The 15,605-nt window shown below is 70.3% G+C and carries 14 protein-coding genes; 4 read left to right on the forward strand and 10 right to left on the reverse strand.

All coding sequences use genetic code 11. The features are described from left to right. Positions 1-199 precede the first annotated feature (199 nt). From rocD to AB0N66_RS39600, 3 genes are all read right to left on the reverse strand, one after another. Positions 200-1,426: an ornithine--oxo-acid transaminase gene (rocD, locus tag AB0N66_RS39590; RefSeq protein ID WP_365444818.1), complete on the reverse strand. Its 1,227-nt coding sequence runs from the start codon at positions 1,424-1,426 to the stop codon at positions 200-202. Continuing rightward, positions 1,423-2,235, reverse strand: a complete 813-nt coding sequence (ddaH, locus tag AB0N66_RS39595; RefSeq protein WP_365444821.1) for a dimethylargininase — start codon at positions 2,233-2,235, stop codon at positions 1,423-1,425. Before ddaH ends, rocD begins: the two co-directional genes overlap by 4 nt. A gap of 122 nt (positions 2,236-2,357) precedes the next feature. After that, the gene (locus AB0N66_RS39600) at positions 2,358-2,861 is read right to left on the reverse strand and encodes an Lrp/AsnC family transcriptional regulator (RefSeq protein ID WP_365444824.1); all 504 of its coding nucleotides are present in this window, start codon (positions 2,859-2,861) and stop codon (positions 2,358-2,360) included. Between the two features lie 247 nt (positions 2,862-3,108). Between AB0N66_RS39600 and AB0N66_RS39605 the strand changes: the two genes are divergently transcribed. The 4 genes from AB0N66_RS39605 to AB0N66_RS39620 are packed head-to-tail and all read left to right on the forward strand — an operon-like array spanning position 3,109 to position 7,166. Further along, positions 3,109-3,864: a response regulator transcription factor gene (locus tag AB0N66_RS39605; RefSeq protein ID WP_365444827.1), complete on the forward strand. Its 756-nt coding sequence runs from the start codon at positions 3,109-3,111 to the stop codon at positions 3,862-3,864. Between the two features lie 10 nt (positions 3,865-3,874). Then, complete coding sequence (locus AB0N66_RS39610; RefSeq protein ID WP_365444830.1) at positions 3,875-4,234, forward strand: hypothetical protein; 360 nt, start codon at positions 3,875-3,877, stop codon at positions 4,232-4,234. A gap of 2 nt (positions 4,235-4,236) precedes the next feature. Further along, a complete protein-coding gene (locus AB0N66_RS39615) occupies positions 4,237-5,964 on the forward strand; it encodes a cation acetate symporter (RefSeq protein WP_365444833.1) in 1,728 nt (575 codons plus the stop codon). Further along, complete coding sequence (locus tag AB0N66_RS39620; RefSeq protein WP_365444836.1) at positions 5,961-7,166, forward strand: histidine kinase; 1,206 nt, start codon at positions 5,961-5,963, stop codon at positions 7,164-7,166. The genes AB0N66_RS39615 and AB0N66_RS39620 overlap by 4 nt, the downstream gene beginning before the upstream one ends. 3 nt (positions 7,167-7,169) lie before the next feature. Here AB0N66_RS39620 and AB0N66_RS39625 read toward each other — a convergent pair whose 3' ends face one another. The 7 genes from AB0N66_RS39625 to AB0N66_RS39655 form a co-directional block, all read right to left on the reverse strand. Next, positions 7,170-7,340 carry a hypothetical protein gene (locus tag AB0N66_RS39625; protein ID WP_365444839.1) on the reverse strand — a complete coding sequence of 57 codons (171 nt, stop codon included), beginning with the start codon at positions 7,338-7,340 and terminating at the stop codon, positions 7,170-7,172. A 92-nt stretch (positions 7,341-7,432) separates the two neighbouring features. Beyond that, positions 7,433-9,553, reverse strand: a complete 2,121-nt coding sequence (locus AB0N66_RS39630; RefSeq protein ID WP_365444842.1) for a protein kinase — start codon at positions 9,551-9,553, stop codon at positions 7,433-7,435. A 39-nt stretch (positions 9,554-9,592) separates the two neighbouring features. Further along, positions 9,593-11,107, reverse strand: a complete 1,515-nt coding sequence (locus AB0N66_RS39635; RefSeq protein ID WP_365444845.1) for a DUF6777 domain-containing protein — start codon at positions 11,105-11,107, stop codon at positions 9,593-9,595. 123 nt (positions 11,108-11,230) lie between these two features. Beyond that, the gene (locus AB0N66_RS39640; RefSeq protein ID WP_365444848.1) at positions 11,231-12,184 is read right to left on the reverse strand and encodes a cytochrome c oxidase assembly protein; all 954 of its coding nucleotides are present in this window, start codon (positions 12,182-12,184) and stop codon (positions 11,231-11,233) included. A 113-nt stretch (positions 12,185-12,297) separates the two neighbouring features. Continuing rightward, a complete protein-coding gene (locus AB0N66_RS39645; RefSeq protein WP_365444851.1) occupies positions 12,298-13,323 on the reverse strand; it encodes a 6-phosphofructokinase in 1,026 nt (341 codons plus the stop codon). A 189-nt stretch (positions 13,324-13,512) separates the two neighbouring features. Continuing rightward, positions 13,513-14,241: a glutamine amidotransferase gene (locus AB0N66_RS39650; protein WP_365444854.1), complete on the reverse strand. Its 729-nt coding sequence runs from the start codon at positions 14,239-14,241 to the stop codon at positions 13,513-13,515. Positions 14,242-14,260: 19 nt separating this feature from the next. Further along, positions 14,261-15,499, reverse strand: a complete 1,239-nt coding sequence (locus AB0N66_RS39655; protein ID WP_365444857.1) for a MurT ligase domain-containing protein — start codon at positions 15,497-15,499, stop codon at positions 14,261-14,263. Positions 15,500-15,605 lie beyond the last annotated feature (106 nt).

Below are 15,605 nucleotides of genomic sequence, written 5' to 3' on the forward strand. Positions count from 1 at the left end.
ACGGCGTCAAACGCCCCCGAAGCTTGGGGCGGCGCCAGAAGCTGTTGGACCCAACCGTCCGGCGCCTTCGCTCGCAGGCCTGCTGAACGCTCTTCCCGGGTGACCCCGAGCGCGGGAGGTAAACGTTCTTGCGGCGCGTCGCCGGCCCGCCGCGGGAGTGACCGGTCCAGGGTCACGCCCCGCGCCGGGCCGGTCGCTCTCAGGCTCCTTGCCCGAGCACCTTCTCCAGCGATCCCAGGGCCGATCGCAGTTCCTCGCCCGTGATGGTCAGCGGCGGGGCCAGCCGGATCGTCGAACCGTGGGTGTCCTTGACCAGGACCCCCTCCCGCATCAGCCTCTCGCTGATCTCACGGCCCGTGCCGATGGCGGGATCGATGTCCACGCCCGCCCACAGTCCCCGCGCGCGGAAGCCCTCGACACCCCGGCCGACCAGCGCCGCGAGGCCTTCCCGCAGTACTTCGCCCAACTCGGCTGCCCTGCGCTGGAATTCGCCGGTCTCCAGCAGTTCCACGACCGCCGAACCCACCGCCGCCGCGAGCGGATTGCCGCCGAACGTCGAGCCGTGCTCACCAGGACGCAGTACTTCGAGCACGTCCCGGCGCCCGACCACCGCGGAGACCGGCACGATGCCGCCGCCGAGGGCCTTGCCGAGGAGGAGCAGGTCCGGGACGACGCCCTCGTGGTCGACGGCCAGCGTGGTGCCGGTGCGGCCGAGGCCCGACTGGATCTCGTCCGCGATGAACAGGCAGCCGTTGCGGCGGGTCAGTTCGCGTACGCCGGTGAGGTAGCCGTCGGCCGGGATGACGACGCCCGCCTCGCCCTGGATCGGCTCGATCAGCACAGCCGCCGTCGTCTCGTCGACGGCCGCTTCGAGCGCGGCGAGGTCGTTGTACGGGACGATCCGGAAACCCGGCGTGAAGGGCCCGAAGCCCGCCCGGGCCGTCTCGTCCGTGGAGAAGCTGACGATGGTGGTCGTACGGCCGTGGAAGTTCTCGGCGGCCACCACGATCGTCGCCTGGTCCGGCGCGACGCCCTTCACTTCGTACGCCCACTTGCGTGCCACCTTGACGGCGCTCTCCACCGCCTCCGCGCCCGTGTTCATGGGCAGCACCATCTCCAGACCCGTCAACTCGGCCAGCGACCGGGCGAACTGGGCGAGCCGGTCGTTGTGGAAGGCGCGTGAGGTGAGCGTCAGCCGGTCGAGCTGGCGGTGTGCGGCCTCGATCAGCACCGGGTTGCGGTGACCGAAATTGAGGGCCGAGTAGCCCGCCAGCATGTCGAGATAGCGGCGGCCCTCGACGTCCTCGACCCAGGTGCCCTCCGCGCGGGCGACGACCACGGGCAGCGGGTGGTAGTTGTGCGCGAGGACGGGCGCCTCGGCGCGGATCAGTTCGTCGGAAGTGTGTGCGAGCGCGGGAGCGGTCATGAGCGGATCTCCTGAGTGCAGCACTTGATGCCGCCGCCGGCCTTGTGGAACTCCGAGAGGTCGACGGGGACAGGGACGTAGCCGTGGTCCGCGAGCCGGCCGGCGAGCGCCTCGGCGTGCGGTGAGACGAAGACGTGACGGCCGTCGGAGACGGAGTTGAGTCCGAAGGCCATGGCGTCTTCGCGGGTGGCGAGCACCGCGTCGGGGAAGAGGCGCGCGAGCACCTCTCGGCTGCCGGGCGAGAACGCCTCCGGGAAGTAGCAGATGTTCTCGTCGTCCAGGACGAACAGCGCGGTATCCAGATGGTAGAAGTGCGGGTCCACCAGCTGGAGGCTGATCACCGGGACGCCGAAGAACTCCTGCACCTCGTGATGGGCCTCGCGGGTCGTACGGAACCCGGTGCCGGCTAGGACGAACCGGCCCACCGGAATCAGATCGCCCTCGCCCTCGCACACCGACTCGGGGCGGTAGACGTCGAAACCTGCGGCCTTGAACCAGGTCTCGTACGCGGTGGACTCGGGGCGGCGCTGGGGTGCGTGGAAGTACGAGCCGAAGACCCGGCCCGCCAGGACGAGCGCGGAGTTCGCCGCGAACACCATGTCGGGGAGGTCCGCCACCGGCTCGACGGCGTCGACGGTGTGACCGTGGGTGCGATAGGCGCGGATCAGCGCCTGCCACTGGTCCTGGGCGAGGTCCACGTCCACGGGTGTGTCCGGGTGCATCCAGGGGTTGATCGCGTACTGCACGGCGAAGTGTCTGGGTTCGCAGACGAGAAAGCGCCGAAGGCGCGGCACACGGCTGTCAGGCACAGAGAGATTCCTCCGCTTCCTGCGGTGGTGACTGAGGGTGTCTCCACGGTAAGAAACGGGGATACGTGCGACAAGCGACGAGAGCTGCGTGTCTGCGCAGGATTGCTGCGTCTTCAGTCGTCTCAGCGCACGGTTGATGCGTCCTCCGGGGCCGCGTGGGTCGCCCCCGCCTCCGGGGCCTCCGGCAGCAGGTGGGACAGCACCATGTAGCTGATCGTCTTCCGGATGAACGGCTCGGCCCGGATCCGTTCCAGCACCTCCTCGAAGTGCTCCACGTCGATCGCCCGTACGTGCAGCAGCGCGTCCGCGCCGCCGGTCACGGTCATGGCCGCGGCGATCTCGGGGTAGTTGCGCACGACCTCCGCGATCCGCCGGGGCGGGGCCGCGCCCTCGCAGTACACCTCGACGTACGCCTCCGTACGCCAGCCGAGGGCCGCTGGTTTCACCGTGGCCGTGAACCCGGTGATCACGCCGGTCTCGCGCAGCCGGTCCACACGGCGCTTGACCGCCGTGGCCGAGAGCCCGATCGTGGCGCCGATCTCCGCGAAACTGGTCCTCGCGTTCGCCATCAGCGCGGTGATGATCTTGCGGTCGAGATCGTCGAACATCGCGGGCTTGCTGCTCATGGCGGCACTGTATCCAGGGCCGGCTCCCAGACCGGTGCGGCCCCAATGCCCGTGCCGGTCCCGTGCCGGTCCCGTGCCGGTCTCATGCCGGCCCCGTGGCGACTCCACGCCCGGCCGGCGGCAGCCCCCACGCCCGTCCAGCGGTAACGCCCACATCGGTCCAGCGGCAGCGTCCGCATCCGGTCGGCGACAACGTCCACGTCCCGCACATGTCCAGACGTGGGAATACCTCCTACACTCCACCTTCATGCTGCGCGCCCTCGCCGTCGACGACGAACAACCGTCCCTCGAGGAACTCCTGTATCTGCTGAACGCCGATACCCGGGTTTCCAGCGCCGAGGGCGCGAGCGACGCGACCGCGGCGCTGCGCCGGATCAACAGGGCGCTGGAGTCCGGCCCCGACGGCCCGGAGGCGATCGACGTCGTCTTCCTCGACATCAACATGCCCGGACTCGACGGCCTCGACCTGGCCCGGCTGCTCACCGGGTTCGCCAATCCGCCGCTCGTCGTCTTCGTCACCGCCCACGAGGGATTCGCCGTCCAGGCCTTCGACCTCAAGGCCGTCGATTACGTGCTGAAGCCCGTACGCCGAGAACGCCTCGCCGAGGCCGTACGCCGGGCCGCCCAGCTGATGGACTCCACCCCGCTGATACCGGTGCACGAACCCGACCCGGACCACATATCCGTCGAGCTCGGCGGAGTGACCCGTTTCGTGGCCGTCGAGGACATCACCCACGTCGAGGCGCACGGCGACTATGCCCGCCTGCACACCGCCCAGGGCAGCCACCTCGTCCGCATCCCGCTGTCCACCCTCGAAGAACGCTGGCGCTCCCGCGGTTTCGTCCGGATCCACCGGCGCCATCTCGTCGCGCTGCGCCACATCGGCGAGCTCCGCCTGGACGCGGGTACGGTGAGCGTCCTCGTGGACTCCGTCGAACTCCAGGTCAGCCGCCGTCACACCCGTGAACTGCGCGACCTGCTGCTGCGCCGGACCACGAGCTGAGGGGGACGGTGTGCCACAGGACCCGATCGAACGCCGCGTCACGGTCACCGGTGCGCCCCGGCGCACCCGCAGAACGTCCGGCTACTACCGGCCCAGAACCGAGATCGACGAGCAGACCACCCTCGGTCACACCTACGTCCGCTCCCTGATGCGCAGCCAACTCCGGGCGGCACTGGTGGTGCTGGCCGTCCTGGTACTGCTCGTCGGACCGCTGCCCCTCGTGTTCGCCGCGATGCCGGACGGCGCGAGTCTGGAGTGGGCCGTGCTCGGATTCGGCGTGTACCCGCCGCTGGTGCTGCTCGCCCGCTGGTACGTGCGCCGCGCCGAACGCAACGAGCGGGACTTCGTGCGCCTGGTCGAGGACCGCTGAACGTGGACCAGAACTACGCCGTCCCCGCGGTCGCCCTGGTGGTCGTGGCGACCGTCCTGGTCGGCGCCTTCGGCCTGCGCATCTCCCGGACCACCTCCGACTTCTACGTCGCCTCTCGTACCGTCGGGCCACGGCTCAACGCGGCCGCGATCAGCGGCGAATACCTCTCCGCCGCCTCCTTCCTGGGCATCGCCGGCCTCGTGCTCGTCCAGGGCCCGGACATGCTCTGGTACCCCGTCGGCTACACGGCCGGCTACCTCGTACTGCTGCTGTTCATAGCGGCCCCGCTTCGCCGCTCCGGCGCGTACACCCTGCCCGACTTCGCCGAGGCGCGGCTCGGCTCGCAGGCCGTGCGACGCCTTGCCAGTGTCTTCGTCGTCGGTGTCGGCTGGTTGTACCTGCTGCCCCAACTGCAGGGTGCGGGACTGACGTTGGCCGTGCTGACGGACGCGCCCGACTGGTTCGGCGGAGTGCTCGTCGCGGTCGTCGTGGTCGCCACCGTCGCCGCGGGCGGTATGCGCAGCATCACCTTCGTACAGGCCTTTCAGTACTGGCTCAAGCTCACCGCACTACTGGTCCCCGCGCTCTTTCTCGTCCTCGCCTGGCAGAGCGACGGCGCCCCGCGCGACGCCTTCGACGAGCCGGCGGCCTTCCGCGAGCAGAGCGTCGTCCGCATCGACGACAGCCTCGATCTGAAGCTCTCCAAGCCGCTGGCTGTCACCGCGACGGGCACCGTCGACGGACACCGGTACGACGACCAGCACCTCGCGCTCCCCGCGGGCGTCCACCACATCGAGCGCGGCACCCGCCTCACCTTCACCAAGGGCGACGCGGTCCCGATGGCCGACCGCCGCAGCAACGGCGGCATGTCCACCTCACTGGCGGCGGGCCGCGAAGAACGCCCGCTGTACGCGACGTACGGACTGATCCTCGCCACCTTCCTCGGCACGATGGGACTGCCGCACGTGGTCGTCCGCTTCTACACCAGCCCGCACGGTGTCGCCGCCCGCCGCACCACGGTCGCCGTACTCGGCCTGATCGGCGCCTTCTACCTCCTCCCGCCCGTCTACGGCGCGCTGGGCAGGCTGTACGCCCCCGAGCTCACCCTCACCGGCGACGCCGACGCCGCCGTACTGCTGCTGCCCGACCGGATGATCGGCGGGGTCGGCGGTGACCTCCTGGGCGCGCTGGTCGCGGGCGGCGCCTTTGCGGCGTTCCTGTCGACCGCGTCCGGACTGACCATGGCGGTGGCGGGCGTGCTCACCCAGGACGTGCTGCCCTCGCGCGGTGTCCGGCACTTCAGGCTGGGCACCGTGCTCGCCATGGCGGTGCCGGCCGCGGCGAGCATGCTCGTGGGCGGACTGCCGGTCGCCGACGCCGTCGGGCTCGCCTTCGCGGTGTCCGCGTCGTCGTTCTGCCCGCTGCTCGTCCTCGGCATCTGGTGGCGGCGACTGACCCCGCCGGGTGCGGCCGCCGGGATGCTGGTGGGCGGCGGCTCCGCGCTCGTCGCGGTCGGCGCGACCATGGCGGGCTATCCGGGTACGGGCTCACTGCACGCCCTCCTCGCCTGGCCCGCCCTGTGGTCGGTGCCACTGGGGTTCGTGACGATGGTCCTGGTGTCGCTGGCCACGCCGGGGCGCGTGCCGACGGGCACAGCGGCGATCCTGGCGCGCTTCCACCTGCCGGAAGAACTGGCCGGGGACCACGTGCGCGCGGAGGCCAAGTCATGAGCGGCTTCATCGCCGGGCTATGTGTGGCCGTGCTCCCGTTGCTCGCCGCCGGTTTCTGGCTCGGGAGGCGCACCGCGCGGTCCGAGAGCCTCGGCGGGCTCGGCACCCCCGTCGAGCACGCGACCTTCCAGACCCTGCACACCGCCTCGCTCGCCGCGCCCCCGCTGCGTGCGGGCCTCACCGAGGAGACGGCGGGCCGGTCCGCCCGACGCCTGCGCACCCTCCTCGGCACCGACGCGCTGTGCCTGACCGACCAGGAAACCGTTCTCGCCTGGGACGGCGTGGGAGAGCACCACCGCACCGAGGTCATGGCGCGGCTCGCAGGAGCACTGGAGACCGGCCGCGGCGAGGCATTCCGGCTCGACTGCTTCGAGCCCGACTGCCCGCTGCGCTGGGCCGTCGTCGCCCCTCTCACCGTCGACGACCGGGTGCACGGCGCGCTCGTCGCCTGCGCACCCCGCGAGTCCGCCGTCCTCGTACGAGCCGCGGGCGAGGTCGCCCGCTGGGTCTCGGTGCAACTGGAACTCGCCGACCTCGACCAGTCCCGTACCCGCCTGATCGAGGCCGAGATCAAGGCACTGCGCGCCCAGATATCCCCGCACTTCATCTTCAACTCGCTCGCCGTGATCGCGTCCTTCGTCCGCACCGACCCCGAGCGCGCCCGCGAACTGCTCCTGGAATTCGCCGACTTCATCCGCTACTCGTTCCGCAGGCACGGCGACTTCACCACCCTCGCCGACGAACTGCACGCCATCGACCACTACTTGGCGCTGGTCAGGGCCCGTTTCGGGGACCGTCTCTCGGTCACCCTGCAGATCGCGCCCGAGGTGCTGCCGGTCGCGCTGCCCTTCCTCTGCCTCCAACCCCTCGTGGAGAACGCCGTCAAGCACGGTCTGGAGGGCAAGACCGACAAGAGCCACATCAGCATCACCGCGCAGGACGCGGGCGCCGAGGCACTGGTCGTCATCGAGGACAACGGCACCGGAATGGACCCCGACCGGCTGCGCCGCATCCTGGCCGGAGAGGTCAGCCCCTCGGGCGGTATCGGGCTGTCCAACGTCGACGACCGGCTGCGCCAGGTGTACGGGGACGACTACGGCCTCGTCATCGAGACCGCGGTGGGAGCGGGCATGAAAATAACCGCCCGGCTGCCGAAATACCAGCCGGGCGTGCATTCCGCCGCGCGCCTGCCCCGTCAGTGACCGTCAGGCGCTGCGCGCGGCCACCATGCCCAGCGTGATCAGGCCGAGCACGACCCAGCCGAACCACAGCCAGCCGTTGCTGCCGAGCGCCACCGTGTAGGCCGTCACCACGACGAGCCCGCCCACGGTGAGCACCCCCATTGCCTTCGTCGAACCAGGCGTCGAACCGGGCATCTGAGCACCCTCCTTCGGGCGGGTCCGCGGCGCATGCCGTGGCCTTGGCCCATTTTCCCCCGACAGGGCGCGATTCGCCAGGGCCGGGCGGCCTACTCACCCCCGCGCATCGGAGTCTTGTCCAGACGCTCGATGGCGCAGACCACCAGGTAGTACTTCTTGCCCCAGAGGCCTGTGCTGCGCAGGCCATGACTGAAGTACGTGGCGGAGGGATAACCGAACTCCTCCGGCCGGGCGTCCTTCGCGCACTGCGTGTCCGCCGCCGCGTCGGCGTCCTGGCCGGACGTGACCGTCTTGAGGTGAGTGATCTGCACGGCCCGCCCCGTGTGCTCCTTGTCGCAGGCGACCAGGTCGTAGTGGGTGCTCGCGCGCGCGTCCCCGTCCACATGGCCGAGGCAGTCCTCCCGCTGTATCTGGGTGGCGTCCTCGAAGGTCATCCCGTACGGGCGGAGCTCGCCGAGCGGGCCGTACACCGGGCCGTGTTTCCCGACCAGCAGGCAGGCGACATTGCCGCCGGCGGAGTCGAACCCCTCACGCGTCGGTACCACCGCCATGCTCCGCACGTGCCACGCGAGTTTCCCCGCGGTCTCCTTCGTCAGCTCCGCGCACCGGGCCGCTCCCCGGCTGCTCGCCTCCTCGAACGAGGAAGCCTTGTACAGCCCCATCACCTGCCCGTCCGGGACCATGTCCTTGCAACTCGGATCGAGCGTGAGGGGCGGAACACCGGCCACTTCGGAGGGAGGCGGATCGCCCCGGACGCAGTCGCCCTTCCGGAGCGGTTCGGAGAGTCCGACCGTGGTGCCGTACGGCTTCACGGGCTTGTTGGCCACGGCGTACCAGACTCCGCCCGCGGCGAGGCCCAGCGCGAGGAGCAGTGCCGCCAGGCCTTGCAGGAGGCGTGGGCGTTTGCGGCGCCGCCTGCCCGAGGGGCCGGACGTCGGGGTGGGCGGGCCTGCGTACCAGGGCGGTCCGTAGCCGTGGCCGGGCTGCGGGCCGCTCGGGTTGGCCGCAGTCGGTGGCGAGGCGGCCGGGGGCGGTGGGCCGAAGCCCTGGCCCGGCCGTGAGCCGTACGCGGGATGGGCCGGGTGAGCGCTGGGGGAGCGAGTGCCATGCGCAGTGGGGGAGTGAGTGCCATGCGCGGTGGGTGTGTAGGCGCCGGGTGTGGCGAGGCCCTGGTCCTGGGGCGGGATGCCGGAACCCTGGCTCGGTGACGCCGGACCGCCGTAGCCCTGGCCGGGTGGCGCCGGCCCTGGCCGCATCAGGCCCGCCGGAGTTCCGTCGGACGTGACGAGCCCGGCCCAGGGCGGCTGTGATCCACCGTCGACCTGGGTACGCGGGTGGTGCTCGGGCGTGATGATCCGGGCCAGGGCTGCCGCCGTGTCCTCCGCGGAAAGCCGAAGGGCGGGATCCTTGGCCAGCAGCGCCTCGATGACCGGACGCAGAGCCCCGGACCGCTGTGGTGGCGGCGGCTCCTCCAGAACCACGGCGGTGACCGCGGCGAGATCGGTGTCGCGGTCGAAGGGACCGAAACCCTCCACACCGAAGTACAGGGTGCAGCCCAGCGAGAACAGATCGGCCGCCGCGGTCGGCGGCCCGCCCGTGGCACGCTCCGGCGCCAGATACCCGGCCGTGCCGACCAGGATGGACGTCATGGTCCAGCGGGTCTCGGTGGAGTCCGGCTGGACCGAGATGCCGTAGTCGGTGAGCAGGACCCGGGATCCCGGCATGCCAGCGCGGTCCGGGGCGAGCAGGATGTTGGCGGGCTTGACGTCCCGGTGCATGATGCCGCGTTCATGGCCGGCGGTCAGCGCGTCCAGGACCGCGAGGCCGATACGGGCGCACGCGACGGGGGCCAGCGGGCCGCGCCGTAGCAGCCAGTCACGTAGATCCTCCGCGCCCGCCACGTACTCCATCACGATCCACGGCAGGCCCTCGTGCTCCAGGACGTCGTGCACGGTCACCACGTGCGGATGCCCCCGCAGCACCGCCGCGTGCCGCGCCTCGGCACGGGCCCGCGCGATCCGGGATTCGTGCTCCTCACCGGCCTCCGGCGCCGAGCGGAACTTGATCTCCTTGAGCGCGACATCGCAGTCGAGCCGCCGGTCGTGGGCGAGCCAGACATGGCCCATCCCGCCGGAGCCCACCTGGTCCATGAGCTCGTACCGGCCGGCGATGACCCGGCCCACTCCCGACTGCGGTGATCCTTGTGCCATCCGGTCGCTCCCGGGCTCTGCGCTGGTTCGGTACGCGGGTCAGGACGCGGCGCTCGACGCCGGTGCGCCGCTCAGCGTCGGGCCGGTCGTTGTAGAGCCGGTCGTTGTCGAACCGGACGACGTCGGGCCGGTCGAGACGGACTCCGTCTCCGTGGGGTCGGCCGAATCGCTGGTCGGTGTGGTTGGCGGAGGCGTGCTCGGCGTCAGGCTCCTCACCGGAGGCTCTGACTCCGCTCCGCCGGGCGGCGTGGACGTGAGAGGCGACCCGGAGCTGCCCCCGGACGGCGATCCGTCGCCCGGCGAGGAGGGGCCGGACGTCCCGCCGGACGGCGCCGATGACGTCGTATCAGGAGAGGTACTCGATTCACCCGGGCCGGTGCTGGACTTCCCGGGGTCAGGGCCGGTGCTGGACTCCCCCGGTACGGTGCTCGATTCGCCCGGTCCCGTGGTCGCTCCACCGGAGTCCGGGGGAGCGGTGAGGCCGCCACTGTCTTCGGGTGGGGCCTGCACGAACAGCGTCACGGCCGCGCCCCACTCCAGCGCGCTGCCCTCGGTGGGCTGGGACGCGGTGACGAGGGCGTCGTCGGCCGGCAGGGAGTCGCCGTCATAGGCCAGTACGAGCCCCGCGTCGGCCAGGCTCTGTGCCGCCGCGGCGAACGTCGTCCGCGTGACGGCCGGAACCCTGAGTTCTGCGTGCGGGTCGAAGGACTTGTCGTCCTCGCCCTCGGTGCCGATCGGGCGGTTGATCCCGTGGTCGGGGTCATGGACGTCGACGAGCTGGAGCCGCTCGATCTTGTGGCTCCCCGGCGGCGGCTCGACGACCACGATGCGGTCCTGCTGATAGCCGGCCCACTTCTTGTTTCCGCCCGTGAACTGCACCGACGCCTTCTTGACGTTTCCCTTGTAGGGGAGCAGTGGATTACCGCAGGAGCACTTCACCGCGGGAAGTCCCTGCGGGTCGACCAGAATCGCGATTCCCGCCTGTAGCAAAGCGTCGAAGGGGACGGCCTTGCCATTGTTGTACTCGTGATTCGTCACGAGGGTGTCGTGGCGCAGCACGACGGGTGTGAGTTGATCGATATGACCCGGGATCTCATCGGTGCCGATATTCCGCACCCGCGCCCATTCCTGCGCCTTGGCGGAGTTCTTGCTGTCCATGAGGAAGTTCTTGAGCTTCTCCACGTCGCAGGTGCCGGGTTTTGTCGAGCCGCCGAACTCCCCGGTGGCCCCACCGTCATCATCCTGCCCCGACGAGCCGTCGTCCCCGCCCGTCGCGCTGTCGTCCCCGTCCGTCGTGCCGCCGTACAGCCCCGGGCTGTTGCTGGCCTGGATGCCACCGCTCGGTCGCGCCTCGGGCAGGTGCATGTCCTTGCCGAGCCGGCCGTCCTCCTTGAAAAATGGATTGGCCTGCGAAATCCCCGCGGCGATGGCCCGCACCGCGGACAGTTGTTCGGATTTACTGCAGCCGCTGACCATCAGCACGGCAACCAGTAGTAAGGCGATCCTGCGGCCCGCCGTTAATCCCGACCTTTGCATGGACACGCGAAATGTCATGACCGCTCCCCCTGCGGTTTCCCCCGTGGACCTCGCGAGCCGTAGATGAGAGCGGACGCGAGGCTTCGCCCCCATGCTACTGAATAGAAATGCGTTTCAGGCAGGCTGAAAAAAGAAGGTAATTCAGCGACTACGAGCGTTGAGTGAGGCCAGATAGGCGTTGTACGCCTCGAGTTCCTTGTCGCCGTCGCGGTCCGCCGCTCGGTCCGAGCGGCGGGACTGCCGGCTCTCGGAGGCATGCCACTGGAAGAGCAGCGCGAGCAGCACGAGGACGGAGGGGATCTCGCTGAACGCCCAGGCGATGCCGCCCGCCGCGGTCTGGTCGGCGAGCGCGTCGATGCCGAGCGAGGCCGGCGGGTTCTCGTACGTCGTCACCATCGGACCGGACGCCATCATCAGCGCGATGCCGAAGAACGCGTGGAACGGCATGCCCGCGAACAGCTCCAGCATCCGCATCAGATAGCCCGGCCGGTGCGGCCCCGGGTCCACGCCCATGATCGGCCAGAAGAAGACCAGGCCGACGGCGAGGAAGTGGCACATCATCGCGATGTGCCCCACCTTGGAACTCATCAGGAAGTCGAAGATCGGCGAGAAGTACAGCCCGTAGAGGCTCGCGATGAACAGCGGGATGGTGAAGGCGGGGTGCGTGATGATCCGCATGAACCGGCTGTGCAGGAACATCAACAGCAGTTCACGGGGTCCTTTGCCGCCGCGCTTCGACGCGACCGGCAGCGCCCGCAGTGCCAGCGTGATCGGCGCGCCGAGCAGGATCAGGATGGGCGACAGCATGCTGATCACCATGTGCTGCACCATGTGCACGCTGAACATGACCATGCCGTAGTCGTTCAGCTTGGTGCACATCACGAGCATCACGGTCAGCACGCCGATGACGAAGGAGACGGTGCGGCCCACCGACCACTTGTCGCCGCGCCGCGCCAGTCGCACGACCCCCCAGCCGTACAGTCCGAGCCCCGCCAGACAGGCGACAAGGAAGAACGGGTCGGTGGACCATTCGAGACCCCGCCCCAGCGTGAACGGCGGCAGATCCATGGTCATGCCGCTCCCGCTGTGATCCATCCGCCGGCTCCTGTTTCGTACTGGTTGTGAGCTGTCTGTCCGCACCAGAGTAGAACTGCCCCCGGTCGCCGTTGCGACCGGGGGCAGTCCCGACTTCTAGCACCACGTACGAGTCAGAGGACGCACTCGGCCTCGGCGTACCGCTCGTCCGGAACCGTCTTGAGCGTCTCGACCGCCTCCGCGAGCGACACCATCACGATGTCGGTCCCGCGCAGCGCCGTCATCTTGCCGAAGTCACCACGGTGCGCGGCCTCCACGGCGTGCCAGCCGAACCGCGTGGCGAGCACCCGGTCGTATGCCGTCGGGGTACCGCCCCGCTGGACGTGCCCGAGGATCACCGGCCGGGCCTCCTTGCCGAGGCGCTCCTCCAGCTCGATGGAGAGCTGGCGGGCGATACCGGCGAACCGCTCGTGCCCGTAGACGTCCTTGCCGCCCTCGTCGTACTCCATCGAGCCCTCGCGAGGCTTCGCGCCCTCCGCGGCCACGACGATGGCGAACCGCTTGCCCGCGTCGAAGCGTTCGCCGACCTTGGCGGCCAACTCCTCGATGTCGAAGGGGCGTTCCGGTACGACGATGGCGTGGGCGCCCGCGGCCATGCCGGAGTGCAGGGCGATCCAGCCGGTGTGGCGGCCCATGACCTCCACGATCAGCACGCGCTGGTGGGACTCGGCGGTGGTCTTCAGCCGGTCCAGGGCCTCGGTCGCGACGCCGACGGCCGTGTCGAAGCCGAAGGTCACGTCCGTGACAGCGATGTCGTTGTCGATGGTCTTCGGCACGCCGACGATCGGCAGACCGTTGTCCGAGAGGAGACGGGCGGCCTTGAGGGTGCCCTCGCCGCCGATCGGGATGATCGCGTCGAGACCGAGGTCCTCGACATGACCCCTGGCCCGCTCCACACCGTCACGCAGATGCTCGGGCTGGACCCGGGAGGAGCCGAGTATGGTGCCGCCACGAGCCAGGATGCCGCTCACCGCGTCGAGGTCGAGCTTGAGGTAGTCGCACTCCAGAAGGCCTTTCCAGCCGTCGCGGAAGCCGATGACCTCGTCGCCGTGGTCGACGACGGCGCGGTGCACGACGGACCGGATGACGGCGTTCAGGCCGGGGCAGTCGCCGCCGGACGTGAGGACACCAATGCGCATCGCCCGAAATACCTTCTCAACGTGGGCCGGAGACCGGACCACGTTGTCCGGCAATATCCCCGCCACCCTACCGGCGGGAGGGGGCGGGGCCGTATGGGGCGTCCGCCTGCTGGACGCCCCCGCACACGTGAGCGCAGGCCCTGTCAGACGGGCCCCGCGGTGGGGATCGGACGGACAGTCCGGCCGCGGTCAGGCGGGCTGCTGCGCGGCCGTGATGCGCTCGTTGCGGAGCGCCTCGTACCAGCGGTCGTCGATCGGCGGCAGCGCGTTCACGTCCAGCGCCAGCTTCAGCAGCAGGTCCGCGATCAGCGGGTTGCGGGCGAGGACAGGTCCGTGCATGTACGTACCGAAGACGGTGTCGTTGTACGCGCCCTCGGTGCCGTCGCCCGTGCCGTTGCCCTTGCCGAGCCGCACGTTCGCGAACGGGCGCGCGGTGGGGCCGAGATGGGTGACGCCCTGGTGGTTCTCGAAGCCGGTCAGCTGAGGGAGGCCGAGGCGCGGGTCGAGGTCCGCGAGCACGTCACCGACGCACCGCTCGCCCTCGCCGCGCACGGACGTCACGTCGAGCAGACCGAGGCCCGGCTCGCGCTGCCCGAGGTCGTTGATGAACTCGTGGCCGAGGATCTGGTAGCCGGCGCACACCGAGAAGACGATCGCGCCGTTGCCGACCGCGCGGTGCAGACCGCCGTCGCGGCGCAGCCGTTCCGCCGCGAGCCGCTGCGGCCTGTCCTCGCCGCCGCCGATCAGGTAGATGTCACCCGAGGTGGGGATCGGCTGATCGCTGCGCACGTCGAGACGGGCCACGTCGAGGCCGCGCTGACGGGCCCGGCGCTCCACGACCAGGGCGTTGCCCTGGTCGCCGTAGGTGCTCAGCAGGTCCGGGTAGATCCACACGAGACGCAGGCTGTTGTCACTCATCTTCTTCGTCCTTCGTGGCTCAGTTGCCGACACGACGCCTCAGGTCCTGGAAAGCGGTGTAGTTCGCGACGACCTCGATGCGTCCGGGCGGCGCCAGCTGCACGGCCTGGTCGAGGTTCTCGCATACCTGGAACTGCTGGTTCGCCACCTCCAGGCGCACGGCGAGGTCCAGTTTGCGGTCGCCGAGAACGAAGATCGGGTGACCGGTGAGCTGTGTGTAGTCGACGTCCCACAGCCAGGACGTGTCCGTGCCGTCGGCGCCGCGCGCGTTCACCGAGAGGATGACCGGGGTCGGCGGCGGGTCGATCAGCGAGAACGTCTCCAGCCAGCCCGCGGGGTTCTTCGCGAGCAGCAGACGCAGGTCGCGCTGCATGAACTGCACCACGTCGTAGCGCCCGGCCACCGCCTGCACCTGGTACATGCGTTCCAGGGCGACTTGCGGCGGCACGCCGAAGACGGCGGCGACGGCGGCCGAGGACGCGGCGTTCGCCTTGTTGGCGCGGCCCGGCAGCTGGAGGTGGATCGGCCAGGCCGAGCCGTGCGGGTCCAGGACGTGGTCGCCGGAGAGCGCCCAGCTCGGCGTCGGACGGCGGAAGCCGCACTCGCCGCAGTACCAGTCGTCACCGGGGCGCTGCATCACACCGCCGCAGGACGGGCAGGACCAGGCGTCGTCCTTCCACATCTGACCGGCGGCGACCCACACCACGTTGGGCGAGGAGGACGCGGCCCACACGACCAGCGGGTCGTCGGCGTTGGCGATCACGACGGCCTTGGAACCGGCCAGACCCTCGCGCCAGTGCTCGGCCATCATCCGGGTCTCGGCGGCCCGGTCGAGCTGGTCGCGGGAGAGGTTGAGCAGTGCGATGCACTTGGGGTCGGTGTCCCGCGCGACACCGGAGAGGTACTTCTCGTCGACCTCGATGACCGCGTACCTGGAGTCCGAACCCCCGGCCAGCGCCGAGGTGATACCGGCGGGCATGTTCGCGCCCAGCGCGTTGGACACGACCGGGCCCGCGGCGCGCAGCGCCTCCGCGATCAGCCGGGTCGTGGTGGTCTTGCCGTTGGTGGCCGACACCAGGATGACGTCCAGGTGCGTGGCGAGCCGTGCGAGCAGGTCGGGGTCGAGTTTGAGTGCCACCCGGCCGCCGATCACCGATCCGCTGCCGCGTCCGGCGGCACGCGAGACGGCCGCTGCCGCCTTGCCCGCCGTCACGGCCAGCTTGGCCCGCGGCGTCAGCGGGTCCGAGTTGCCTGACATCGTGTCCGATCCTCCTTGCGTACGCGCCGCGCCTCTGCCCCCGGCATCGTGTGGCCCTCAGCCTATCGAGATCCACTCACGCGCCCGAATCGCGGCACCACGACGG

The organism is Streptomyces sp. NPDC093544 (assembly GCF_040683495.1).
GTDB lineage: Bacteria > Actinomycetota > Actinomycetes > Streptomycetales > Streptomycetaceae > Streptomyces.

Bases quoted from the DNA above. Each gene is read 5' to 3' on its own strand.
- AB0N66_RS39650 (WP_365444854.1), bottom strand. From the start codon at position 14,241: ATGAGTGACAACAGCCTGCGTCTCGTGTGGATCTACCCGGACCTGCTG.
- AB0N66_RS39635 (WP_365444845.1), bottom strand. From the start codon at position 11,107: ATGACATTTCGCGTGTCCATGCAAAGGTCGGGATTAACGGCGGGCCGC.
- AB0N66_RS39605 (WP_365444827.1), top strand. From the start codon at position 3,109: ATGCTGCGCGCCCTCGCCGTCGACGACGAACAACCGTCCCTCGAGGAA.
- AB0N66_RS39620 (WP_365444836.1), top strand. From the start codon at position 5,961: ATGAGCGGCTTCATCGCCGGGCTATGTGTGGCCGTGCTCCCGTTGCTC.
- AB0N66_RS39630 (WP_365444842.1), bottom strand. From the start codon at position 9,553: ATGGCACAAGGATCACCGCAGTCGGGAGTGGGCCGGGTCATCGCCGGC.
- AB0N66_RS39645 (WP_365444851.1), bottom strand. From the start codon at position 13,323: ATGCGCATTGGTGTCCTCACGTCCGGCGGCGACTGCCCCGGCCTGAAC.
- AB0N66_RS39655 (WP_365444857.1), bottom strand. From the start codon at position 15,499: ATGTCAGGCAACTCGGACCCGCTGACGCCGCGGGCCAAGCTGGCCGTG.
- AB0N66_RS39600 (WP_365444824.1), bottom strand. From the start codon at position 2,861: ATGAGCAGCAAGCCCGCGATGTTCGACGATCTCGACCGCAAGATCATC.
- AB0N66_RS39640 (WP_365444848.1), bottom strand. From the start codon at position 12,184: ATGGATCACAGCGGGAGCGGCATGACCATGGATCTGCCGCCGTTCACG.
- rocD (WP_365444818.1), bottom strand. From the start codon at position 1,426: ATGACCGCTCCCGCGCTCGCACACACTTCCGACGAACTGATCCGCGCC.
- AB0N66_RS39625 (WP_365444839.1), bottom strand. From the start codon at position 7,340: ATGCCCGGTTCGACGCCTGGTTCGACGAAGGCAATGGGGGTGCTCACC.